This window comes from Streptomyces sp. NPDC046939, assembly GCF_040644575.1.
Lineage (GTDB): Bacteria > Actinomycetota > Actinomycetes > Streptomycetales > Streptomycetaceae > Streptomyces.
The window spans coordinates 139,557-162,511 of record NZ_JBEYWV010000019.1 but is presented as its reverse complement, the minus strand read 5'-3'; the positions used below and the strand labels follow the sequence as shown (position 1 = coordinate 162,511).

Annotated in this window: 19 protein-coding genes; 10 read left to right on the top strand and 9 right to left on the bottom strand. The window is 71.6% G+C overall.

Annotated features, from left to right (window positions below):
• Positions 1-213: 213 nt before the first annotated feature.
• Positions 214-2,166: a 2-oxoacid:acceptor oxidoreductase subunit alpha gene (locus ABZ877_RS21885; RefSeq protein WP_361073714.1), complete on the top strand. Its 1,953-nt coding sequence runs from the start codon at positions 214-216 to the stop codon at positions 2,164-2,166.
• A gap of 115 nt (positions 2,167-2,281) precedes the next feature.
• Positions 2,282-3,283, top strand: a complete 1,002-nt coding sequence (locus ABZ877_RS21880; RefSeq protein ID WP_361073770.1) for a 2-oxoacid:ferredoxin oxidoreductase subunit beta — start codon at positions 2,282-2,284, stop codon at positions 3,281-3,283.
• Positions 3,284-3,357: 74 nt separating this feature from the next.
• On the opposite strand, the gene ABZ877_RS21875 is transcribed toward ABZ877_RS21880, so the two are convergent.
• Complete coding sequence (locus ABZ877_RS21875; protein ID WP_361073712.1) at positions 3,358-3,729, bottom strand: helix-turn-helix domain-containing protein; 372 nt, start codon at positions 3,727-3,729, stop codon at positions 3,358-3,360.
• 100 nt (positions 3,730-3,829) lie between these two features.
• Between ABZ877_RS21875 and ABZ877_RS21870 the strand changes: the two genes are divergently transcribed.
• From ABZ877_RS21870 to ABZ877_RS21850, 5 genes are all read left to right on the top strand, one after another.
• A complete protein-coding gene (locus ABZ877_RS21870; RefSeq protein ID WP_361073710.1) occupies positions 3,830-4,687 on the top strand; it encodes an SDR family oxidoreductase in 858 nt (285 codons plus the stop codon).
• A gap of 216 nt (positions 4,688-4,903) precedes the next feature.
• A complete protein-coding gene (gene rarD / locus ABZ877_RS21865; RefSeq protein ID WP_361073768.1) occupies positions 4,904-5,836 on the top strand; it encodes an EamA family transporter RarD in 933 nt (310 codons plus the stop codon).
• A 37-nt stretch (positions 5,837-5,873) separates the two neighbouring features.
• Positions 5,874-6,323, top strand: a complete 450-nt coding sequence (locus tag ABZ877_RS21860; RefSeq protein ID WP_361073708.1) for a VOC family protein — start codon at positions 5,874-5,876, stop codon at positions 6,321-6,323.
• 663 nt (positions 6,324-6,986) lie between these two features.
• Entirely contained in the window at positions 6,987-7,955 is a 969-nt protein-coding gene (locus ABZ877_RS21855; protein ID WP_361073706.1) for a M28 family metallopeptidase, read from the top strand.
• A gap of 95 nt (positions 7,956-8,050) precedes the next feature.
• Entirely contained in the window at positions 8,051-8,638 is a 588-nt protein-coding gene (locus tag ABZ877_RS21850; RefSeq protein WP_361073704.1) for an NAD(P)H-dependent oxidoreductase, read from the top strand.
• Here the strand turns inward: ABZ877_RS21850 and ABZ877_RS21845 are convergent, their stop codons facing one another.
• The 4 genes from ABZ877_RS21845 to ABZ877_RS21830 form a co-directional block, all read right to left on the bottom strand.
• A complete protein-coding gene (locus ABZ877_RS21845) occupies positions 8,639-9,517 on the bottom strand; it encodes an ABC transporter permease (protein ID WP_361073702.1) in 879 nt (292 codons plus the stop codon).
• On the bottom strand, positions 9,504-10,442 hold the full coding sequence (locus tag ABZ877_RS21840; protein WP_361073700.1) for an ABC transporter ATP-binding protein: 939 nt from the start codon (positions 10,440-10,442) through the stop codon (positions 9,504-9,506). The genes ABZ877_RS21845 and ABZ877_RS21840 overlap by 14 nt, the downstream gene beginning before the upstream one ends.
• An 87-nt stretch (positions 10,443-10,529) precedes the next feature.
• A complete protein-coding gene (locus tag ABZ877_RS21835; RefSeq protein WP_361073698.1) occupies positions 10,530-11,729 on the bottom strand; it encodes a DUF2092 domain-containing protein in 1,200 nt (399 codons plus the stop codon).
• Positions 11,730-11,918: 189 nt separating this feature from the next.
• Positions 11,919-12,929 (bottom strand): polyprenyl synthetase family protein, encoded by a 1,011-nt coding sequence (locus ABZ877_RS21830; RefSeq protein ID WP_361073697.1) that lies wholly within the window; start codon positions 12,927-12,929, stop codon positions 11,919-11,921.
• A gap of 235 nt (positions 12,930-13,164) precedes the next feature.
• On the opposite strand from ABZ877_RS21830, the gene ABZ877_RS21825 reads away from it, so the two are divergent.
• Both ABZ877_RS21825 and ABZ877_RS21820 read left to right on the top strand, forming a co-directional pair.
• A complete protein-coding gene (locus tag ABZ877_RS21825; RefSeq protein WP_361073695.1) occupies positions 13,165-14,685 on the top strand; it encodes a peptide MFS transporter in 1,521 nt (506 codons plus the stop codon).
• Between the two features lie 27 nt (positions 14,686-14,712).
• Positions 14,713-16,719: a CocE/NonD family hydrolase gene (locus ABZ877_RS21820; RefSeq protein ID WP_361073693.1), complete on the top strand. Its 2,007-nt coding sequence runs from the start codon at positions 14,713-14,715 to the stop codon at positions 16,717-16,719.
• Between the two features lie 15 nt (positions 16,720-16,734).
• Here the strand turns inward: ABZ877_RS21820 and ABZ877_RS21815 are convergent, their stop codons facing one another.
• The 4 genes from ABZ877_RS21815 to ABZ877_RS21800 all read right to left on the bottom strand — a co-directional run bounded on the left by ABZ877_RS21815 (position 16,735) and on the right by ABZ877_RS21800 (position 21,533).
• Complete coding sequence (locus ABZ877_RS21815) at positions 16,735-17,538, bottom strand: HAD family hydrolase (protein WP_361073691.1); 804 nt, start codon at positions 17,536-17,538, stop codon at positions 16,735-16,737.
• 347 nt (positions 17,539-17,885) lie between these two features.
• Positions 17,886-18,875, bottom strand: coding sequence for a hypothetical protein (locus tag ABZ877_RS21810; RefSeq protein ID WP_361073689.1), 990 nt, complete (start codon positions 18,873-18,875; stop codon positions 17,886-17,888).
• A gap of 220 nt (positions 18,876-19,095) precedes the next feature.
• Entirely contained in the window at positions 19,096-20,268 is a 1,173-nt protein-coding gene (locus ABZ877_RS21805) for an NAD(P)-binding domain-containing protein (protein ID WP_361073687.1), read from the bottom strand.
• Complete coding sequence (locus tag ABZ877_RS21800; RefSeq protein WP_361073685.1) at positions 20,265-21,533, bottom strand: ATP-grasp domain-containing protein; 1,269 nt, start codon at positions 21,531-21,533, stop codon at positions 20,265-20,267. Before ABZ877_RS21800 ends, ABZ877_RS21805 begins: the two co-directional genes overlap by 4 nt.
• Positions 21,534-21,675: 142 nt before the next feature.
• Here ABZ877_RS21800 and fahA point away from each other — a divergent pair, with 142 nt between their 5' ends.
• Positions 21,676-22,935 (top strand): fumarylacetoacetase, encoded by a 1,260-nt coding sequence (fahA, locus tag ABZ877_RS21795; RefSeq protein ID WP_361073683.1) that lies wholly within the window; start codon positions 21,676-21,678, stop codon positions 22,933-22,935.
• Positions 22,936-22,955 lie beyond the last annotated feature (20 nt).

Genomic DNA, 22,955 nt, shown 5'->3' with positions numbered 1-22,955 from the left:
CGGGGAGCGCGCGCGGAGCGTCCTCCAGAACGTCTCGAGCGGCGCTCCACAGGGGCGGCAGATCATGGCAAAACGGGACGACATGCCGTCTCAATTCTAAGGCCATCATGCGAACGTTCAGAGGTAGGCACCCCTTGCAGACGTAGGGTGGGCCTGGGGAAGGCCAGTGGGACGGCCCTGCCCGAACAGCCGCCTCGAGGGAGGTCCAGTTCAGTGACCAGCCAGGTCAGTAGTCCAGCCGAGCAGGCAGGCGGGACCGACAGCGCAGTGGTCGGGGAACAGCGCACAGCCGCGGGTGAAGGTGGATCGGGCAAGGACGTCCGGCGTCTGGACCGGGTGATCATCCGTTTCGCGGGTGACTCCGGTGACGGCATGCAGCTCACGGGCGACCGGTTCACATCCGAGACGGCGACGTTCGGCAACGACCTGTCGACGCTGCCGAACTTCCCCGCCGAGATCCGGGCGCCCGCCGGGACGCTGCCGGGCGTGTCGTCGTTCCAGCTGCACTTCGCCGATCACGACATCCTCACCCCCGGCGACGCGCCGGACGTACTGGTGGCGATGAACCCGGCGGCGCTGAAGGCGAACATCGCGGACGTGCCCCGCGGCGCCGAGATCATCGTCAACACCGACGAGTTCACCAAGCGGGCGATGGCCAAGGTCGGCTACGCCGCCTCCCCGCTGGAGGACGGCTCGCTGGACGGCTACTCGGTGCATCCGGTGCCGCTGACCACCCTGACGGTGGAGGCGCTCAAGGAGTTCGAGCTGTCCCGCAAGGAGGCCGAGCGCAGCAAGAACATGTTCGCGCTGGGCCTGCTTTCGTGGATGTACCACCGGCCGACCGAGGGCACCGAGCGGTTCCTGAAGCAGAAGTTCGCCAAGAAGCCCGAGATCATGAAGGCGAACCTGGCGGCGTTCCACGCGGGCTGGAACTTCGGCGAGACCACCGAGGACTTCGCGGTCTCCTACGAGATCGCCCCCGCCGCCTCCGCGTTCCCCACGGGCACCTACCGCAACATCTCGGGGAACCTGGCGCTCGCCTACGGGCTGATCGCCGCCTCCCAGCAGGCCGACCTGCCGCTGTACCTGGGCTCCTACCCGATCACCCCGGCCTCGGACATCCTGCACGAGCTGTCCCGGCACAAGAACTTCGGCGTGCGCACCTTCCAGGCCGAGGACGAGATCGCCGGGATCGGGGCGGCCCTCGGCGCCGCGTTCGGCGGTGCGCTGGCGGTCACCACCACCTCCGGGCCGGGCGTGGCGCTGAAGTCGGAGACCATCGGGCTCGCCGTCTCGCTCGAACTGCCGCTGCTGGTCGTGGACATCCAGCGCGGCGGGCCCTCGACCGGCCTGCCGACCAAGACCGAGCAGGCCGACCTGTTGCAGGCCATGTACGGGCGCAACGGTGAGGCACCGGTCCCGGTCGTCGCCCCGCGCACCCCGGCGGACTGCTTCGACGCGGCCCTGGAGGCGGCCCGCATCGCGGTCACCTACCGCACCCCGGTCTTCCTCCTCTCCGACGGCTACCTGGCCAACGGCTCGGAACCGTGGCGCATCCCGGAGCTGGACGAACTGCCTGACCTGCGCACCCAGTTCGCCTCCGGCCCCAATCACACGCTGGACGACGGCACCGAGGTGTTCTGGCCCTACAAGCGGGACGCGGAGACGCTCGCGCGGCCGTGGGCGGTGCCGGGCACGCCGGGACTCGAACACCGCATCGGCGGCATCGAGAAGCAGGACGGCAGCGGGAACATCTCCTACGACCCCGCCAACCACGACTTCATGGTCCGCACCCGGCAGGCCAAGGTCGACGGCATCAAGGTGCCCGACATCGAGGCCGACGACCCGTCCGGGACGGCCACCACCCTTGTCCTCGGCTGGGGTTCGACGTACGGGCCGATCACCGCGGCGGTGCGGCGGCTGCGCGGCGCCGGCGAGCGCATCGCGCAGGCCCATCTGCGCCACCTCAACCCCTTCCCGCGGAATCTCGGCGAGGTCCTGAGGCGTTACGACAAGGTGGTGATCCCCGAGATGAACCTCGGTCAGCTCGCCACCCTCATCCGGGCCAGGTACCTGGTGGACGCCCACAGCTACAACCAGGTCAACGGAATGCCGTTCAAGGCCGAACAGCTCGCCACGGCTCTCAAGGAGGCCATCGATGGCTGATACGCGGACCAGGGAGTCCACGGAGGAGACGGAGAAGGCGGAGGGGGCCGGCAAGGCCGGGGGCGGCGCGGAGACGCTCCTGTCGCTCGTCCCCAAGGCCGAGGCCAAGCAGTCCATGAAGGACTTCAAGTCCGACCAGGAAGTGCGCTGGTGCCCCGGATGCGGTGACTACGCGATCCTCGCCGCCGTGCAGGGCTTCATGCCCGAACTCGGCCTGGCCAAGGAGAACATCGTCTTCGTCTCCGGCATCGGCTGCTCCTCCCGCTTCCCGTACTACATGAACACCTACGGGATGCACTCCATCCACGGCCGTGCCCCCGCCATCGCCACCGGCCTCGCCTCCTCCCGCCGCGACCTGTCCGTGTGGGTCGTGACGGGGGACGGCGACGCGCTCTCCATCGGCGGCAACCACCTCATCCACGCCCTGCGCCGCAACGTCAACCTCAAGATCCTGCTCTTCAACAACCGGATCTACGGGCTGACCAAGGGGCAGTACTCGCCGACGTCGGAAGTCGGGAAGATCACCAAGTCGACGCCGATGGGCTCGCTCGACGCCCCCTTCAACCCGGTGTCGCTCGCCCTCGGCGCCGAGGCGTCCTTCGTCGCCCGGACCGTCGACTCCGACCGCAAGCACCTCACCGAGGTCCTGCGGCGGGCCGCCGCGCACCCCGGCACCGCGCTGGTCGAGATCTACCAGAACTGCAACATCTTCAACGACGGCGCCTTCGAGGTCCTCAAGGACAAGCAGCAGGCCGAGGAAGCCGTGATCCGGCTCGAACACGGACAGCCGATCACCTTCGGCACGGAAGGGTCCAAGGGCGTGGTGCGGGACGCGGCCACCGGGGATCTGAAGGTCGTCGCGGTGACCGACGAGAACCGGGGCGACGTCCTCGTGCACGACGCGCACGCCGCCTCCCCGACCACCGCGTTCGCCCTGTCCCGGCTCGCCGACCCCGACACGCTGCACCACACGCCCATCGGCGTCCTGCGCGACGTCGAACGGCCCGTCTACGACACCCAGATGGCCGACCAGCTCGACACCGCCATCGAACAGCACGGCAAGGGCGACCTCGCCGCGCTGCTCGCCGGCGGGGACACCTGGACCGTGGTCGGCTGAGGCCGGTCCGGCACAGCCGTGCCGTGCCGTCGAGGGCCCGGACGCTTTGTCGCGTCCGGGCTCTTTCGCGTTTCTTACGCCGTCGGGCTTGATCGCGTCTCGTCGTACCTCGCGCGCGCCTGCGCCACGTCCGCCATGCGGCGCTCCGTCCAGTCCGACAGCGCCCGCACCTGCGCCGCCGCCTCCCTGCCGAGGTCCGTCAGCGAGTAGTCGACGCGGGGCGGGATGACCGGCTTGGCGTCGCGGTGCACCATGCCGTCGCGCTCCAGCGTCTGCAACGTCTGCGTCAGCATCTTCTCGCTGACCGTGCCGATCTCCCGGCGCAGCTCGCTGAACCGGTACGACCGCTCCTCCAGCGCGAGCAGCACGAGCACACCCCAGCGGCTCGTCACGTGCTCCAGGACCAGGCGCTGCGGGCAGTCGACGTCAATGGCGCTCACCTTCATGCCAGTACCTTACTTCAAAGTGGGTACTTTCGAAATGACAGTGCAGGTCTTACGGTGAGGAGCGAATCGTTTCGTAAAGGTCTATCGGGAGATATCCGTCATGAGCCTCGTCATCACCGGAGCCACCGGGCACCTCGGCCGTCTCGTCGTCGAAGGGCTGCTCGACGCGGGCGTGCCCGCCGGTGAGATCGCCGCCGTCGTCCGCGACAAGGAGAAGGCCGCCCCGCTCGCGGCCCGCGGCGTCGAACTGCGCGTCGCCGACTACAACGCCCCCGAGACGCTGGGCGACGCCTTCCGCGCCGGCGACAAGGTGCTGCTGATCTCCGGCAGCGAGGTCGGGCGGCGCGCCGCGCAGCACCAGGCCGTCATCGACGCCGCGAAGGCCGCCGGCGTCGCCTCGCTCGCCTACACCGGCATCCTCGGCGGGCCCGACGCCGACTTCGCGCTCGCCGACGAGCACAAGGTCACCGAGCAGGCGATCCTCGACTCCGGCCTGCCGTACACGTTCCTGCGCAACGGCTGGTACCACGAGAACTACACCGGGAACCTCGGCGTCGTCCTCGAACACGGCGCCGTCGTCGCCTCCGCCGGCGAGGGCCGGGTCGCCTCCGCCTCCCGCGCCGACTACGCGGCCGCCGCGGTCGCCGTCCTCACCGGTACGGGGCATGAGGGCCGCGCGTACGAGCTGAGCGGGGACGAGGCCTGGTCGCTCGCCGAGTACGCCGCCGAGGTCGCCAAGCAGTCCGGGAAGGACGTCGTGTACCGGGCCGTGACGCCGGAGCAGAACCTGGAGGTGCTCCTCGGCGCCGGGCTGCCCCAGCCGTTCGCCGAGATCCTCGTCGGGGTCGACACCGCCATCGGGCGAGGGCTGCTCGCCCGGCGCAACGGGGATCTGGCGCGGCTCATCGGGCGGCCCACTACACCTGTCGCCGACGCGATCGCCGACGCGCTGAAGTGACGGCGTGACCGTACGGCGTGAACCGTCAGGACCGTATGGCGATACGGGCATGACATGGGCGGGCTCGCGGCGCTACCTTTCTCGTGGCCGCCGCGGGGCTGCCAGCCAGTGTCATGAGGAGGGTCCGTGCGGGACGGTTCGCCCACAGCGGCTTCGGCCGGGGTCAAGAAGAGCGAGGCTCGTACGGGGCTGATCAACGGGTTCGCCGCCTACGGCATGTGGGGGCTCGTGCCCCTCTTCTGGCCGCTGCTCAAACCCGCCGGGTCCGTCGAGATCCTCGCCCACCGCATGGTGTGGTCGCTGGCCTTCGTCGGCGTCGCCATGCTGTTCGTCCGCCGGTGGGGATGGGCGCGTGAACTGCTGCGGCAGCCCAGGCGGCTAGGACTCGTCGCGCTCGGCGCCGCCGTGATCACCGTCAACTGGGGCGTCTACATCTGGTCCGTGAACTCCGGGCACGTCGTGGAGGCGTCCCTCGGGTACTTCATCAACCCCCTCGTCTCCATCGCGCTCGGCGTCCTCCTCCTCAAGGAGCGGCTGCGGCCCGCGCAATGGGCCGCCGTCGGGGTCGGGCTGCTCGCCGTCCTCGTCCTCGCCATCGGGTACGGGCAGCCGCCCTGGATCTCGCTCGTCCTCGCGTTCTCCTTCGGGACGTACGGGCTCGTGAAGAAGAAGGTCAATCTCGGCGGGCTCGAATCCCTCGCCGCCGAGACGGCCGTCCAGTTCCTGCCCGCGCTCGGGTACCTGCTGTGGCTCGCGGCGCAGGGGCGGTCCACGTTCGGCTCCGAAGGTGTCGGGCACGCCGCGCTGCTCGCCTCCACCGGGCTCGTCACCGCCGTGCCCCTCGTCTGCTTCGGCGCGGCGGCGATCCGGGTGCCGCTGTCCACGCTCGGGCTGCTGCAGTACCTCGCGCCCGTCTTCCAGTTCGTCCTCGGGATCCTCTACTTCCATGAGGAGATGCCGGCGGAACGGTGGGCCGGGTTCGGGCTGGTGTGGCTGGCGCTGGCGGTGCTGACCTGGGATGCGTTGCGCTCCGCTCGGGTTGGGCGGGTTGCGTTGGCGCGGGCGGCGGCGGAAGCGGAAGCGGGGGTTGTGGCGGCGGGGGCGGTTGAGGCGGCCGGGGAGGTCGAGGTTCAGGCGCGGCTGAAGTAGGACGGTGGCTGACCTATTTCGTGTCTACAACTAATGCATGACCTTTGACTGGAAGCTCGTCGTCGATGCCGCCGATCCTCATGCCCAGGTGGAGTTCTGGGCCGCCGCCCTCGGCTACGAGATCGAGGACAACTCCGCGTTGATCGAACGGCTCCTCGGGTTCGGGGCCGTACGCCCCGACGAGACCGTCGAACGGTGGGGGCGGCTCGCCTTCCGCGACCTCGTCGCCGTCCGGCACCCCGGCGATCCCGTCGACGAACAGACGGGGACGGGGCTCGGGCGGCGGATCCTGTTCCAGCGGGTGCCCGAGGCCAAGTCCGGCAAGAACCGGCTGCACATCGATGTGCATGTCGGGGCGGACCGGCGGGCGGCGGAGGTCGAACGGCTCGTGGGGGCCGGGGGGCGGGTCGTGCGGGAGGTGGAGGAGCGCGGGGGGCGATGGGTGCTGATGCGGGACCCTGAGGGGAATGAGTTCTGCGTGCAGTGAGTACGCGGCCGGCTGGGATGGTGGGTCGGGGCCGCGCCGGGGTACCTCCTCGGCCGGATAGGTCCGATCGCCCGCTGTCCGCCCAGAGGTCGCGTACCCGGCCCGGGATTCCGGCGGTGTCCTGCGGGGGCACCCCGCCACGTCCCCTCCCGCCGCCACGCGTGTGCACCCCGGTGGCCCATACGGTCACCAAATCCGGCCTCGGCGGGTGCACTGAACCCGACCCCATGCCGCCGCCTTGGGCAACCCGCCGCTCCCCGCACCTCCCACCCCGGGGGCGCCCCGCCCCGCCTTGGGCAGTCTGCCGCCTGGGGCGGCACGGGTGGGCAAGGCGGCACCCCAGCGCCGGGCCACCGGTGAAACAGGCTCCCGCGAGTGTCCCGGTCGGTGGCATCCAGCGCCGGAAGGTTCGTGGGAGAGGCCCGCACATGGGTCCGGGTGACCCGGGGACGGGTAAGCGGCCCGCACGGCACAAGCGACCCGGGCAAAACACCCGCCCCCCTAATTCGATCCGGTCACCTCCCCCACCCCGCCCCACCGCATACCCCGACCTCAGACCAACCCCGCCCGGTATGCGGACACGGGTGACCAGAATCCGCTCTTGACGCTGCGTCAGACCCCCAGCACCATCGGGCCACCCAAAAAGGAACCAGGAGCCCCCACATGCCCCTGCACCCCAACCCCATACGCGCGCGGCTGACCGCCGCCGCCCTCCTCACGGCCGCCGCCCTGATCGGCACGGGAGCCACCCCGGTCGGCGCGGCCCCGGCCCCGAATCCGGCCCCGGCCCCGCTCGCCGCCCCGGACATCCCCGTCGCCTCCGTCAAGGCGCATCTCAGCTCCTTCCAGTCCATCGCCACCGCGAACGGCGGCAACCGCGCCCACGGCCGCCCCGGCTACAAGGCTTCCCTGGACTATGTGAAGGGCAAGCTGGACGCCGCCGGGTTCACGACCTCCGTCAAGCAGTTCACGTCCGGCGGTCGCACCGGCTACAACCTCGTCGCCGACTGGCCCGGCGGCGACACCAACCAGGTCGTCATGGCCGGCGCCCACCTGGACAGCGTCACCGCGGGCCCGGGCATCAACGACAACGGTTCGGGTTCGGCCGCGATCCTGGAGACCGCGCTGGCGGTGTCCCGCGCCCAGTTCAAGCCGACGAAGCATCTGCGGTTCGCCTGGTGGGGCGCCGAGGAGCTGGGCATGGTCGGGTCGCGGAACTACGTGAACTCGTTGTCCGTGACCGATCGGTCGCGGATCGCCGGGTATCTGAACTTCGACATGATCGGGTCGCCCAACCCCGGCTACTTCGTCTACGACGACGATCCCGCCCTGGAGAAGGTGTTCAAGGACTACTACGCCGGGATCGGCGTTCCCACCGAGATCGAGACCGAGGGGGACGGCCGCTCCGACCACGCCCCGTTCAAGAACGCCGGGATCCCGGTCGGCGGTCTGTTCAGTGGCGCCGACTACTACAAGACCACCGCCCAGGCCCAGAAGTGGGGCGGCACCGCGGGCCGCGCGTTCGACCCCTGCTACCACTCGTCCTGCGACCGGTCCACGAACATCGACACCACCGCCCTCGACCGCAACAGTGACGCCATCGCCCACGCCGTCTGGGAGTTGGCCCAGTAGGCCCTCTCCCCCGGTCCCCTTCCGCGAGCTACTTGCGCGTGCATATACTGCACGCGCAAGTAGCTCGTCGCGTCCGTCCACGCGCAGGGGGAACCATGTCCGACCGCACTTTCCTGTTCCTGCTCGGCAGCAGCCGCAGCGGTGGCAACACCGAGATCCTCGCCCGCGCCGCCGCCGAGCAACTGCCCTCCGGCGTCGAGCAGCGGTGGATCGATCTGGCCGCGCATCCGCTCCCCGACTTCGAGGACCTGCGGCACGACTCCGACCACGTACGGCCGCAGGGCGATGACGTCGCACTGTTGCTCGACGCCACGCTCGCCGCCACCGACATCGTCATCGCGTCGCCGCTGTACTGGTATTCGCTCTCCGCCTCGACCAAGCGCTACCTGGACTACTGGTCGGGCTGGCTGCGCACCCCGGGCGTCGACTTCAAGGGCACCCTCGCCGGGCGCACCCTGTGGGGCGTGACCGCGCTCGCGGACGAGGAGGACGGCGTCGCCGATCCGCTGATCGCCACGCTGCGCAACTCGGCCGCGTTCATGCGGATGCGCTTCGGCGGCGTGCTCCTCGGCAACGGCAGCAAGCCCGGTGACGTACGCAAGGACACACGGGCGCTGGCCCGCGCCAAGACGTTCTTCGCGCAGGAGGCGCCGCTCGCCCGGTTCCCGTACGAGGAGGAGTAGTCACGCGGTGATGTCCTTCGCCGTGAAGCGGGCCCATGCCGCCGAGCCGAAGACCGCCGCGTACAGCGCCTGGAGTTCGAGGTTCTTGACCAGGTCGTCCCAGTAGACGGGGTCCCGCATCAGGTCCGCGAAGGACAGCCAGTGGTGGGAGAAGAGGTAGGGCTGGATCGCGTGGAGCTGCGGGATCTGGTCCAGGATCTGGACCGTGATCAGCAGGCCGACCGTGGTCGCCATCGCCGCGATGCCGCTGTTGGTGAGGGTCGAGATGAACAGGCCGAGCGCCGCGATGCCGATGAGCGACGCCGCCACCGTGAGGGCGATCAGCAGTGCTCGCCACAGGCCCTCGCCGAAGGTGATGCGCGTTCCGGAGATCGTCACCATGTCGCCGAGCGGGAAGAGGAGTGCTCCTGTCAGCAGTGCCGAGACCGCCACGACCAGGGTGGCCAGGACGCAGAACGCCAGGGTCGTCGCGTACTTCGTCAGGAGCAGGCGGGTGCGGCCCGCCGGGGCCACGAGGAGGTAGCGCAGGGTTCCGGCGTTCGCCTCGCCCGCCACCGCGTCGCCCGCTATCACCCCGACCGCCATGGGCAGGAAGAACGGGAGCGTCGCCGCCAGCGCGGTGAACACCAGGAACAGTCCGTTGTTGGTGATCTGCGCGATGAACGCCGGGCCGCCGCCCTCGGGGCCGCCGCCGACCGACGAGCCGTCGCTCGTCTCGATCCTCACCGCCACGCCGATCAGGACGGGCACGCCCGCCAGGACCGCGAGCAGGGCGAGCGTGCGCCAGCGGCGCAGCGTCGTCGTCAGCTCGTTGCGCAGCAGGCCCAGGGTCCAGAGCGGGTGCGGACGGTCCCTCACGACCGGGTCAGCCTGCGACATCGAAGCCCTCTCCTGTCAGGGCCACGAAGGCGTCCTCCAGCGATGCCCGCCGCACGCCGAAGCCTCGTACGCGGACGCCCGCGGTGACCAGCGCCGTGTTCAGGTCCGACAGTTCCGTGCCGGGCGGCGGAGGGTCCGCCGTCACCTCCGTGTCCGTCGTCTCCAGGACGGTGATGCCCTGTTCCTTCAGTACGCGCGCCGCGTCCGCCGGGTCCGGGGTCGTCACCGTCAGCTTGCCCCGCGCCCCCGCCGCCAGCTCCGCCACCGGGCCCTGCGTGAGGAGGCGGCCCTGCGCCATCACCGCCGCGTGCGTGCAGACCTGTTCGATCTCGTCGAGGAGGTGGGAGGAGAGGAAGACCGTGGTGCCGTCCGACGCCAGCGCGCGGACGAGTGTGCGGATCTCGCGCATGCCCTGCGGGTCCAGGCCGTTCGTCGGCTCGTCCAGGACCAGGAGGCGGCGCGGTTGCAGGAGCGCCGCGGCCAGGCCGAGGCGCTGCTTCATGCCGAGGGAGTACGCCTTCGCCTTCTTCGTCGCCGCGGCCGTCAGGCCGACCCGGTCCAGGGCCCGCGCGACCCGCGCCGTACGGGTGCGGGGGTCCGCGGTCGGGTCCGCCGCGTCGTAGCGGAGCAGGTTGTCGCGGCCGTTCAGGAAGCCGTACAGGGCCGGGCCCTCGATGAGCGCGCCGACGTGCGGCAGGACGGTGCCGGCGGCGCGCGGCATCGGGTGTCCGAGGACCCGGGCGGTGCCCGAGGTCGGTTCGATCAGGCCCATCAGCATGCGGATGGTGGTGGTCTTGCCCGAGCCGTTCGGCCCGAGGAAGCCGAAGACGGCGCCTTCCGGGACGGTGAGGCTCAGCCGGTCGACGGCGAGCTGGCCGCCCCGGTACCGCTTGGTCAGCTCCCGGGTCTCGATGACCGGCGCCATGCCCCTCCCCTGTCACATGCGCTGTCACGTGCGGTGGCGGGGGACCGCGCGCACCGGTCCCCCGCCCGCTGGCTCACCGCTGTCGCGTCAGCCCGCGTCGGCCGCCTTCACCAGCGCGGACTTGGTGACCGCGCCCGCGTACACCTTCCCGTCCTCGGTGATCAGTACGTTCACCAGGCGGGTCGAGTAGACGGTGCCGGAGCCGAACGCCCCGGTGACCTTGTCGCCGAGGGAGTTCAGGAACTTCTGCGCGTCGGCCGGCATGCCGTCCGGTGCGGAGCCGGAGGCCAGGCCCGCCGCGTCCGCGCCGCCGGGCAGCTTCAGCTCGGCGATGGACGTCCAGCCCTTGCCGAGCACGTCGAACCCGTCGAGGCCGGTGGCGCTCGGGGTCCGTCCGGCCCGGCCGTGGTCCTGCTTCGGCAGGTCGTCGGCCTCGGTGACCTTCGTGCCCTTGGAGGGCTTGAAGTCGAAGGTGGACGCCTTCGGCCTGGAGAAGTCGACCTTGGTGAAGCCCGCGTCGATCACGGCGGCGCCGCCGCTCGCCGGGGTCAGCGTGAACTTCAGCGGCGTACCCGTCTTCGCGTCCACGGAGACCGTGACCGCGCCGACCGTCGACCCCGGCTGCTTCGGCTTGATCTGGAGCCGGTACGCGTCACGGCCCGCGACCTGCGCCGTCCCGTCGACCGTGAACGACGTGGTGTCGGCGGACGCCTTCAGGATCTCGTCCGTGAGCTGCTTCGGTGTCGCCGGGACGTCCCTCGACCGCTTCTTCGCGCCCTCGTCCGGCTTCTGCTCGGCCTTCGCGTGGAACGCCTGGTCGGAGGCGCTGTCGTAGGCCCAGACGTCCGCGCCGTCGTGGATCACGCTGTACTCGGACGCGTCGTCCAGGATCGACAGCTTCTGGCGGTCCTCGCCGTCCGCGGCGACGCGGAGGGTGTGCGTGCCGGTGGCGAGCTCCGTCAGCTTGTCGCGCGGGTCCGCCGAGGCCGAGCCCTTCTCCCCGCCGTTCCCGCCGGTCAGGCCCGCGGCCGCGTCGCCGAACGACGGCAGGCCGAGGTCCGTGTGGATCTTGATGGTGCCGGACAACCGCTCGGTGTCCGACTTGGCAATCTTCTCGATGAGTTCCTGGGCCGTGATCTTCGGCAAGTCCGGGTCGCCGGAGTCGGCGAGCGCCGGGACGAGCCCGATCGTCGCCGCCGCCACCCCCACGACGGCCACGGGGACCGCGTACCGGCCCAGCTTGCGGCGCCCGGCGCCCTGGCTGCTGTCGGAATCGTACGGTGCCATGCTGATGCCCTACCTCCGTCTTCGGCGGCGGCGCCCTGCGTACTCGTCCACCCCAAGCCGCCATTCTCACCCGAATTGGTAAGGAGTGGTGTACCCAATCTGACCAAACCGGCCACCACGAAGCGTCAGACCGCGGGATCAACTCGGCGTACACCCAGGGGATGACACGCACTCCTCCCCTCTCAGGGTTCAGCCCGCCCGGTGCACCACCGCGTCGCAGAGTTCGACGAGCGCGGCCTTCGCCTCGCACTCCGGGAGCGGGGTCAGGGTGGCGCGGGCCTCCTGCGCGTACCGCACGGTGTCGCGGCGGGCCTGCTCCAGGGCCGGGTGGGCGCGGAGCCGGGAGATCGCGTCGGCGAGCTTGGCGTCGTCGGAGAGGTCGGAGTCGAGGAGGTCGACGAGGGCCTGGTCCTCGGGCAGGCCGAGCAGGCGGGCGCGCTCGCGCAGGCGCAGGACCGGCAGCGTGGGGATGCCCTCGCGCAGGTCGGTGCCGGGGGTCTTGCCGGACTCGTGGGAGTCGGAGGCGATGTCGAGCACGTCGTCGGCGAGCTGGAAGGCGACGCCGAGCCGCTCCCCGTACTGGGTGAGGACGTCGACGACCGTCTCGTCGGCGCCGGACATCATGGCGCCGAAGCGGCAGGCCACGGCGATGAGCGAGCCCGTCTTGCCGCTGAGCACGTCCAGGTAGTGGTCGACCGGGTCGCGGCCGTCGGCCGGGCCCGCGGTCTCCAGGATCTGGCCGGTGACCAGGCGCTCGAACGCCTCCGCCTGGATGCGGACGGCGTCCGGGCCGAGGTCGGCGAGGATGTGCGAGGCGCGGGCGAAGAGGAAGTCACCGGTGAGGACGGCGACGGAGTTGCCCCAGCGCTGGTTGGCGCTCTCCACGCCGCGCCGCACGTCCGCCTCGTCCATCACGTCGTCGTGGTAGAGCGTCGCGAGGTGCGTCAGCTCGACGACGACGGCGGAGGGCACGATGCCCGGCGCGTACGGGTCGCCGAACTGGGCGGCGAGCGTCACGAGCAGGGGCCTGAAGCGCTTGCCGCCGGCCCGCACCAGATGCTGGGCGGCCTCGGTGATGAAGGGGACCTCGCTCTTGGTGGCTTCGAGCAGCCCCTCCTCGACAGCCGTCAAACCGGCCTGGACATCGGCTTCGAGAGCCTGGTCCCGCACGCTAAGACCGAAAGTCCCGACGACGGTCACGAGAGGTTCTCCTGTCTGCTGACGATCACGACGCTCACATGGCGAACTCGGTCGATCATTTGGTCTTCACTCGGTCGATGACACGGTTTGTCGATGTGTCGCTGCCATCACTCAAGTCAGCGTATCCGGTCGCGTTTCGATCACAGGGGGCGCCCGCCCGGACAACCCGGACCAGGCGGCTCGATGACACCCCCGGTATGTTCTTGATCAGCCCATACGACCGGGAGTACGCATTTTGTCCCGCACCACCGACACCACCGGCCCCGGCTCCGGCTCCGAAGCGGGGGCCCAGCCGCCGCCCGGCGACGGCACCGCCTTCCTCGGACAGCCGCGCGGTCTGCTCACGCTGTCCGGCCTGGAGGTCTGGGAGCGGTTCTCGTTCCTCGGCATGCAGGCCATCCTCGTGCTGTTCTTCGCCGACACCGTCGCACACGGCGGCATGGGAATGTCCGCGGGGACCGCCGCGTCGGTCTCCGCCGCCTACGGCACGCTCGTCTACCTGGTCTCCGTCGCCGGCGGCTGGCTCGCCGACCGCATCCTCGGCTCGTACCGCGCCGTGCTCTGGGGCGGCGTCCTCATCGCCTGCGGCCACTACTCGATGGCCGTGCCCACCGCCGCGATGACCTGGGTCGGGCTCGGCCTGATCAGCGCCGGCACCGGGCTGCTCAAGCCGAACGTCGCCTCGATGGTCGGCAAGCTCTACCGCACCGACGACGAGCGCCGCGACGCCGGGTTCGCGCTGTACTACATGGGCATCAACATCGGCGCCTTCGCCGGACCGCTGATCACCGGCTGGCTCGGCGACCACAAGGGCTGGCACTGGGGGTTCTCCGCCGCCGCCGTCGGCATGACCCTCGGCCTGATCCAGTACGTGGCCGGACGGCGTCACCTGGCCGGACGCAAGCACGCCGCCGAGTACGCGCTCGCGCCCGAGGGGATGCGGCGCGCGGTGCGGATGATCGTCGCGGGCGTGGTCGTCGTGGCCGCCCTCGCCGTGCTGCTCGCCTCCGTGGGCTGGCTGACCATGGACCGGTTCGTGGACTGCCTCACGGTCATCTCGGTGATCGCACCCGTCGTCTACTTCACGGTGATGTTCCGCAGCCCGCGCGTCACGGCCGAGGAGCGCGGGCGGCTCCGCCCCTACCTGGTCCTCTTCATCGCGTCGGTGGCCTTCAACTTCATCCTCTTCCAGGCCTACTCGACCATGATCCTGCTGGCCTCCACCAACGCCGAGACCTCGCTCCTCGGCTTCCACTTCCCGGCCGGCTGGTACGCCTCCGCGCTCGGTGCCTTCGAGGTCGCCCTCGCGCCCGTCGTCGCCGGGGTGTGGGCGCGGATGGGGCGCCGCCAGCCGCACGCCTCCAACAAGATCGCGTTCGGCGTCGTCCTCGGCGGTCTGTCGTTCCTGCTCATGGTCGTGCCGACCGCCGGGCACGGCGGGGGCGCGTACCGGATGGCCGTCTGGTGGATCGTCGGCTCCTACCTGCTGCTCGGGCTCGGCGACATCCTCGTGGAGACCTCCGGCATGTCGGCCACCACGAAGCTCGCCCCGCGCGCCTTCGCCAGCCAGACCATGTCCCTCTGGTTCCTCTCGCTCGCCCTCGCCAACGGCATCCAGGCCCAGACCGTGAAGTTCTACGGCGAGGTGTCCGACCCCGCCTACTTCGGCGTCAACGGCGCGATCGCCGTCGCGGTCGGGGCCGGCGTCATCGCCCTGGCGCCGTGGCTGCGCCGCACCATGCACCCCGTTCACTGAGCCCTCCGACGCCAGCGAGGTTCCGCCATGAGTACTCCGAAGATCCAGACGACATTCCCGTACGGGACGGTCCGCGAGGACATCCGCGTACCCCTCTCGGACGGGACGACGCTCTTCGCGCGCGTCTGGCGGCCGGTCACCGACGAACCCGTGCCGGTCCTCCTCGAATACCTGCCGTACCGGCTCTCCGACTGGACGGCGCCCCGCGACTGGCAGCGCCACCCCTGGTACGCGGGGCACGGCTACGCCTCCGTCCGCGTCGATGTGCGCGGGCACGGCAACTCCGAGGGGATGCCGGGCGACGAGTACGACGCGCAGGAGCTCAGCGACGGCGTGGAGGTCGTCAACTGGCTGGCCGCGCAGGAGTGGTCCTCGGGCAAGGTCGGCATGTTCGGCATCTCCTGGGGCGGGTTCAACTCCCTCCAGATCGCGGCCCTCGCGCCCGAGCCGCTCAAGGCGATCGTCACCGTGTGCTCCACGGACGACCGCTATGACAACGACGTGCACTACATGGGAGGTTCCGTCCTCGCGGTGGACATGCACGCGTGGGCGGCGACCATGCTCGCCTTCGTGTCGCGCCCGCCCGACCCGATGTTCGTCGGCGACCACTGGCGGCAGATGTGGACGGACCGCCTGGAGGCCGTCGAACCGTTCGTCCACACCTGGCTGACCCACCAGACCCGTGACGCCTACTGGCGCCACGGCAGCGTCTGCGAGGACTACTCCGCGATCAAGGCGGGCGTCCTCGCGGTCGGCGGCTGGCACGACCCGTACCGCGACACGGTCCTGCGGCTGGTGGAGGCGCTTCCCGACGATCAAGTACGCGGCATCATCGGCCCCTGGTCGCACCAGTACCCGGACCGGGGCCTGCCGCCGGGCCCGGCGATCGGCTTCCTCCAGGAGACTCTGCGCTGGTGGGACCACTGGCTGAAGGGTGACGACACCACGAACGTCATGTCCGAGCCCAAGCTCCGCTCCTGGATCAGCGACTCCCACCCGCCCGCCACCGTCTACGAGGAGCTGCCGGGCCACTGGGTCGGCGACCCGTCCTGGCCCTCCCCCAACGTCTCCCCCGTCACCTACGCCCTCCAGGGCAGCCCCGTCCTGGTGCGCTCCCCGCAGCAGACGGGCCTCGACGCGGGCCGCTTCTTCCCCTTCGGCAACGACGCGGACCTGCCGCCCGACCAGCGCGACGAGGACGCCAAGTCGGCCTGCTTCGAGTTCGAGGTCGAGGAGGACGTACGGGTCCTGGGCCGCCCGCGCATCACGGCCCGGATCACCAGCCAGGTCCCGCGCGGCCAGGTCATCGCCCGGCTCTGCGACATCGCCCCCGACGGCTCCTCCACCCTGGTCACCCGGGGCGTGCTCAACCTGGGCGCGCGCCACGGCCGGGCCGCGTCCGTCCCCTGGCTGCCGGGCACGACCGAGGACGTCACCTTCGAGCTGAACGGCATCGGCCACACCTTCCCCGCCGGACACCGCATCCGCCTCGCCGTCTCCTCCGTCTACTGGCCCTGGATCTGGCCCCAACCCGGCTCGGCCAACGGCTTCACCCTCGACCCGGCGGGCAGTTCCCTCGAACTCCCGGTGCGCAACGGCGATCTCGGCGGCGTCATCTCCTTCGGCGAGCCCGAGCAGTCCGAACCGCTCGGCGTCGTGTACCCGGCGTCGCTCGACGAGCCGCGCCCCGAACGCCTCGTCGTCCGCGACGTCGCCAAGGGCGAATGGCGCCTGGAGGTCGACCCCCGCTACGGCGGCACCCGCGTCTACCCCGACGGCCTCGAATTCACCGAGGACGCCTTGGAGACGTACACCATCCAGGAGGACGACCCGCTGACCGCCCGCACCCGCTCCGACTGGTCGATCCGGCTCCACCGGCCGGAACTGGCGTGGGACGCGACCGTCCGGAGCCGCTCGGAAATCGCTTGCACGGAAGACGAGTTCGTCACGACGAGTGAGGTCGTGTGCCGCGACGGGGGTGAGGTGGTGTTCCACCGGACGTGGGAGAAGCGGATCCCGCGGACGGCGGGGTGATTCCGGCATCGCCGCTCAGGTGTACAGCCGCTCCAGGACCACGGCCACCCCGTCCTCCTCGTTGGACGCCGTGACCTCGTCGGCGACGGCCTTCAGCTCCGGGTGCGCGTTGGCCATGGCCACGCCGCGCGCCGCCCAGCCGAACATCGGGACGTCGTTCGGCATGTCACCGAAGGCGAGGGTGTCGTCGGGGCCCGCGTCGAGGCTGCGGGCCGCGAGGTTCAGGCCGGTCGCCTTGGTCACCCCACGCGGCTGGAGCTCCACGGTGCCGGGGCCCGACATGGTGACGGAGGCGAGCGGGCCCACCGCGGCGCGGGCCACCGCCGCCAACTCGTCGTCGCCCAGGTCGGGATGGCGCAGCAGCACCTTGCTGATCGGCTCCGCCCACAGGTCCTCGCGGCGGCGGACGCGGACGGCCGGGAGCGTGGGGTGCGGCATCAGATACTGCGGCTCGATGAGGGTCAGCCCGTCGACCCCGTCCTGGTCGACGGCCGCGTGGACCTGGCCGACCTCCGCCTCGATCTTCCCGAGCGCCTGCTCGGCCAGCTCCCGGTCGAGCGTCAGCGACCACAACAGGCGCCCGCTCGCCGCGTCGTAGAGCTGCGCCCCCTGCGCGCACACGGCGAGCCCGGCCCCGCCGAGATCATCCAGGAGCGGCCGGACACGGGGTGCGGGCCGCCCCGTCACCACGATGTGCCGGGCCCCGGCCCGGACGGCTGTCGCGAGCGCGGCCCGCGTGCGGTCGGAGACCGTGTCGTCGCCGCGCAGCAGCGTTCCGTCCAGGTCGGTGGCGATGAGGGCATATGCGGGAGCGGCCATGATCCGAAGAATACGGACACGTCGGCCGTGCGAGTTGTCGAGTACCGGTGGGGTGGCGTGAGTGTGGTAATGGGGCGGAGTTCGGGATCTGGGCGGGCGTGTAGGGGCTCGGGGCGGGGCTGCGGGGCTGCGGGGCTGCGGGGCTGCGGGGCTGCGGGGCTGCGGGGCTGCGGGGCTGCGGGGCGATGATGCCGTGGCCCCCCGGCGGACGGGCGATCCACGCGTCGCGTTATTCGGGTGGCGCGTCCCCGGGCAGGAGTCGGTCCGGCTCCGTGCGGACCGACCACGAGCGGACGATCGCCGCGCGCGCCCACTCCGGCTCCCCGTCAGGCGGCGACAGCGGCCGCCTACCGGTCGACGGCCCGCCAGCGCCGCACCACGTCCCCCTCCGCCGTGAGCCATGTCCCGTCGCCGAGCGCCAACGGGTCGGCGCAGGTCGTGCCCGCGTAATCGAGCTCGGCGACCGGCTGGAGCGTGTGGGCGTCCAGGAGCAGGTGGCGGCTGTCGCCCGGGGCCTGGTCCTCGGCGACGGCCGCGAGGACCCGGTCCTTGTCCAGGAACCCGGCGCGCGGGCCCACGAAGAGAAAGCCCTCGGGCAGGACGTCCTCCGCCTCAACGATCACGTCCTCCCGGCCCTCCTGCGAGCGGCTCAGCCAGCCGCCGCCGACGTCCGCCTTGAGCACCGCGCCGTCCCGGCACAGACCGGCGATCGGGTCGTTCTCCAGGCCGACCTCCGCCACGGCCGGCCGGTCCCCGCCGTCCGCCGTGACCTGAAGGCCGTAAAACGTGTCGCCCTGGAGCGCGCTCAGCAGGATCTGCGCCGGGTCGGTGAGGGACTGCTGAAAGGCGTACGCCGCTGTCGCGGAGGGGAGCACCGCCTCCGCGACACGGCGGCCGTCCGCGAGGTCCAGGGCGACGCACAGGTCACCGGCGTAGGCGCCGTCGCCCGTGTCGGGGCCGGGGACGGTGACCAGCAGCCGGCGGCCGTCGGCGGTGTCCACGCAGGACGCCGACGCGTTGTTACGGTCGGCCCAGCCCCCGAAGACGTACTCCCACCGCACACGTGCGCCCGCGTCGTACACCACGACCCGGTCCGCGCCCGCCACCGCGAGGCCGCCGTCCTTGAGCGGCGACACGAAGCCACGCCCGGCGCCTGCGCGGCAGCGCTCGTCCAGGATTCGCGAGACGTCCGCGGAGACCCGGCCCGCCCATGGTCCGTCCTCGCTCTCGGCCACCAGCCAGCAGGCCCGGTCACGGATCAGGAACGAGTCGCACCGGGCGAACCGGGCCCCGTAACCCGGCACTTCTTCCTCGGCGAGGAGCTCGGCGGCGGTCACCGCGCGCTTGCCCAGGACTCGTAGCAGTACGACTCGTAGGAGTACTCGGCCTCGGAGACGATCATAAGTCTGCGTTCGCGGAGCTTTTGTCGCAGCCTGCTTGCCACTGCATCGCTCCCGTGCGTAGTAGATGTGGTGCCCGGTCAGCTCCTGCCGGGTGCGCCGGACGATAGTTGCAGAGATCGAGGCGTGGGGGCAGAGGGCCCGTGACAGCCCCGCGTCACCCGTGCGTCGCCGCCAGGTGCCGGGCGAGGCGCGGTGACGCGAACGCCGTTCCGCACACGAAGCGCATCAGCGGACCGTACGAGGACCCGCTCAGCACGCCCGTGAAGTACAGCCCGGGGACGGACGAGACGTAACCGGCGCCCAGGCGCGGCGTTCCCCGGCTGACGGTGATGCGGGCCCGCAGCCCGTCGTCGAGGAACGGCAGGGCGGCCAGGTCGACGCGGTAGCCCGTCGCCGCGATCGCATGGTCGGCGGTGAGCTCCTGACGGCGGCCGTCGTGGGTGCGGACGGTGAGGGCAGGGGCGCCGCCCGACACGTGCGCCGCTTCGACGGCGGCGACCTCCCGCACCGCCACCTTCCCCTCGAACCGCTCGCGCAGCCACCAGGCACCGAGGGGGCCGAGGACGCGGCGCGCGAGGAAGTGGCGTACGTGCGGCGGCAGTCGGCGGTACTGGTGCGGCCAGCACGTGAGCGCGTACAACGACCACGCCCGGCCGAACGGCGTCCCCGGCCGCCATCGCGGCTGCTCCCACGGCGGCGCGCCGAACCGCACCCGGCCCCGGCCGCGCGCCACCACCCGTACGCTCGCCCCGGCCTCGGCTGCGAGGGCCGCCGTTTCGAGGGCGGACTGGCCCGCCCCGATCACGAGCAGTTCCTTGCCCGCGAAACGGGACAGGTCGTGGTGGTGGGCGCTGTGCGGGAGCGGCGCCAGTTCGGGCGGGACATGGGCGAGGCCGGACAGGCCGGTGGCGACGACGACGGCGCGGGCCGTGAACCGTTCGCCCGAGTCCAGGCCCAGCTCGAACCCGGGTCGGTTGTCACTCCGGCCCACCGAGACGACCCGCGCGCTCTCCAGGCCGGGCACGAGTCCGCGCCGGAACCAGTCCCCGTACGCGACGAACACGTCGGCGGGGATCAGGTCCTCGTCCCTCACCAGGCGCTCGGTCCCGGTCGCGGCGCAGAAGTCGCCGAGGGTGTGTCCGCGTCGCGGCGCGTCGATGGTGGAGGCGGCCGGCGTGGACTTGAGGATCATGCCTACGGGCATGTGCGCGCGCCAGTTCTCCATCGGCTCGCCGAAGACGCGGACGGGCAGGCCGTGCGCCTGGAGGTGGGCGGCGGTGGACAGGCCGTAGGGGCCCGCGCCGATGACGGCCACCGGCGGGATCACCCGGCCCTCCCGGTGGGGCGGCGGGCCAGGCGGTGGGTCCGCCAGAGCCGGTGGAGGTGGCCCGGCGCCGGTCCGGCGGAGCGGGCGAGCATCGTGAGGAACGGGAGCGGGTCGTCGGCCGCCCACCACGCGCGTTCCGTGCCGTGCGCGCGGGCCGGTGCCGTGCGCGTGTCGGCTTTCCGCCGGTACGCGAGCCGGGCCGGCAGGTCGATGTTCTCGACGACGTACCGCCGCCCCGCCCGCCGCGTCCCCGCCGGAACGTCGCGGCCGGTGAGCGAGAGGTGCAGGGCGCGGACGACGTCGACGCCCGCATCGTCCTCGAAGAGACGGAACTGGGCGCCGACCCGCGGGTTGAAGTCGAGCAGCTTGTACTGCCCGTCGCGCCGGTCGAGCCGTAGGTCGAGGTCGATGATCCCGGTGTAGCCGAGCTGTTTGACGAAGTGGGCGACGGCGTCCGCGAGTTCGGGGTTCTCGGCCACGTACGCGTACGCCGTCATCCCCGCGTACGGCGGCCATGAGCGGATCTTGACGCCGGTGAACAGGGTGCGGGGCGTGGCGTCCGGGCCGACGTAGGCGTGCACGATCCAGTCCTCGGCGTGCTCGCGCGGCACATACTCCTGGAGGACGACGGCAGGCGGTTCGGGCCAGCCGCGTGCCAGTTGCCGCAGCCCGGCGGGGGTGCGGACGACCGTCGTACCGCTCACCGCCGGGGCGCCGCGGCGCGTGAACGCCTCGCGGTTCTTCACGACGACAGGGAAGCAGGCGGGCCGCCCCGCGAACTCCTCGATCTCCGCGCGGCTGCGGGGGAACACCGTCTCTGCCGTCGGCACCCCGTGCTCCGCGCACAGTTCGTACAGCCCCTGCTTGCTGGCGAGGCGGCGCGGCAACGTCCGTTCCACGCGCGGCAGAAGGTATCCGGCGTCGGCGAGCGGCTCCTGGTGCTCGGCGACGAGGACGGCCGCCTCCTCGTCGGTCGGGATCAGCACGGTCGGCCGCCCGACGCGGCGCGCGATCCGCAGCAAGCCGTCCACCAGGTACCGGGGCTCCTCCGTCCCGGTGGTCCGCCACGGGAAGGCGCGGCACAGGTACCGGGACATGGCGGCGGGCGTCCAGCGGTCCTCGGTGATCGCGTACACGGGCACTCCGAGCCGGCCCAGGCTGCGGATGGCGCCCACGCCGCCGTGATGCAGCGGATAGGCGCCGAACTTGACGATCAGGCCCGGCACGTCCCGGTCCAGGGCGGGGGGCGCGGGCGTCGCCGTCATGACGGCGACGGTAAGCCTGAACCGCCCCTCCCACAACGGGTGATCCGGACATGGCACACATGGCGCACTCTTTGGGCCCTGCCCGAACGCGCGTCTCCCCCGTAACGTGATCCGCACGCGATGGAAAGTGAGGAAAGCAGGCATGACCGGCATGGCTGGCACGTCCGAGCACACCCCGCTCGACCTCCCCGAGGGCGACCCCTTCGGCCCGCACAACCTTCCCTACGGAGTCTTCTCCGACAGCGCCGACGGGCCCGCCGGATCCGCCGGTGCGCGCCGGGTCGGCGTCCGCATCGGTGACCACGTCCTGGACGCGGGCGCGGCGGCCGAGGCGTTCGGCTTCCCGCACGCCGCACTCCTGGCGGCCCCGACCCTCAACCCGCTCCTTGCGGCGGGCCGCGCCGTCTGGTCCGAGGTGCGCGCCGCGCTGACCGCGTGGCTGACGGAGCCCGCGCACCGCGCGACCGTCCTGCCCCTGCTGCGCCCGCTCTCCGCGGTCACCCTGCACCTGCCGTTCGAGGTCGCGGACTACGTCGACTTCTACGCCTCCGAGCACCACGCCTCCAACCTGGGCCGCCTCTTCCGCCCGGACGAGGAGCCGCTGAAGCCCAACTGGAAGCATCTTCCGGTGGGGTATCACGGCCGCGCGGGCACGGTCGTCGTCTCGGGCACGGACGTCGTACGCCCCTCCGGGCAGCGCAAGGGCCCGTCCGACCCGGCCCCCGTCTTCGGCCCCTCGGTCCGCCTCGACATCGAGACGGAGGTCGGCTACGTGGTCGGGGTGCCCTCCGCGCAGGGCACCGCCGTGCCCCTCTCCTCCTACCGTGACCACGTCTTCGGCATCTGCCTCCTCAACGACTGGTCGGCGCGCGACATCCAGTCCTGGGAGACCGTGCCGCTCGGCCCGCACCTCGGCAAGTCCTTCGCGACGTCGATCTCCGCGTGGATCACGCCGCTGGAGGCCCTGGACGCGGCGCGCGTGCCCGCCCCGCCGCGCACGGTCCCGCTCCTCCCCTACCTGGACGACGCGGACCCGTCCCTCGACCCCGCCGGATACGACCTGCGCATCACGGTGTCCCTGAACGGCCACACCATCTCCGAGCCCCCGTTCTCCACCATGTACTGGACGGGCGCCCAGATGCTGGCCCACATGACGGTCAACGGCGCCTCCCTGCGCACCGGCGACCTCTACGGCTCCGGCACGATCAGCGGCCCCGGCGAACACGAACGCGGCTCCCTCATCGAGATCACCTGGAACGGCCAGCGGCCTCTCGAACTCCCCGACGGCAAACGGGGCTTCCTGGAGGACGGCGACGTGGTGACCCTGGAGGCATGGGCCCCGGGCCCGGACGGCGCCCGAGTGGCCCTGGGCGAAGTGACGGGCAGGATCGTGACCCCCTAGGGGCGCGGGGTACTGCGCGG

Bases quoted from the DNA above. Each gene is read 5' to 3' on its own strand.
- ABZ877_RS21815 (WP_361073691.1), bottom strand. From the start codon at position 17,538: ATGGCCGCTCCCGCATATGCCCTCATCGCCACCGACCTGGACGGAACG.
- rarD (WP_361073768.1), top strand. From the start codon at position 4,904: ATGTGGGGGCTCGTGCCCCTCTTCTGGCCGCTGCTCAAACCCGCCGGG.
- ABZ877_RS21840 (WP_361073700.1), bottom strand. From the start codon at position 10,442: ATGGCGCCGGTCATCGAGACCCGGGAGCTGACCAAGCGGTACCGGGGC.
- ABZ877_RS21860 (WP_361073708.1), top strand. From the start codon at position 5,874: ATGACCTTTGACTGGAAGCTCGTCGTCGATGCCGCCGATCCTCATGCC.
- ABZ877_RS21820 (WP_361073693.1), top strand. From the start codon at position 14,713: ATGAGTACTCCGAAGATCCAGACGACATTCCCGTACGGGACGGTCCGC.
- ABZ877_RS21880 (WP_361073770.1), top strand. From the start codon at position 2,282: ATGAAGGACTTCAAGTCCGACCAGGAAGTGCGCTGGTGCCCCGGATGC.
- fahA (WP_361073683.1), top strand. From the start codon at position 21,676: ATGACCGGCATGGCTGGCACGTCCGAGCACACCCCGCTCGACCTCCCC.
- ABZ877_RS21800 (WP_361073685.1), bottom strand. From the start codon at position 21,533: ATGACGGCGACGCCCGCGCCCCCCGCCCTGGACCGGGACGTGCCGGGC.
- ABZ877_RS21850 (WP_361073704.1), top strand. From the start codon at position 8,051: ATGTCCGACCGCACTTTCCTGTTCCTGCTCGGCAGCAGCCGCAGCGGT.
- ABZ877_RS21845 (WP_361073702.1), bottom strand. From the start codon at position 9,517: ATGTCGCAGGCTGACCCGGTCGTGAGGGACCGTCCGCACCCGCTCTGG.
- ABZ877_RS21835 (WP_361073698.1), bottom strand. From the start codon at position 11,729: ATGGCACCGTACGATTCCGACAGCAGCCAGGGCGCCGGGCGCCGCAAG.
- ABZ877_RS21870 (WP_361073710.1), top strand. From the start codon at position 3,830: ATGAGCCTCGTCATCACCGGAGCCACCGGGCACCTCGGCCGTCTCGTC.
- ABZ877_RS21855 (WP_361073706.1), top strand. From the start codon at position 6,987: ATGCCCCTGCACCCCAACCCCATACGCGCGCGGCTGACCGCCGCCGCC.
- ABZ877_RS21875 (WP_361073712.1), bottom strand. From the start codon at position 3,729: ATGAAGGTGAGCGCCATTGACGTCGACTGCCCGCAGCGCCTGGTCCTG.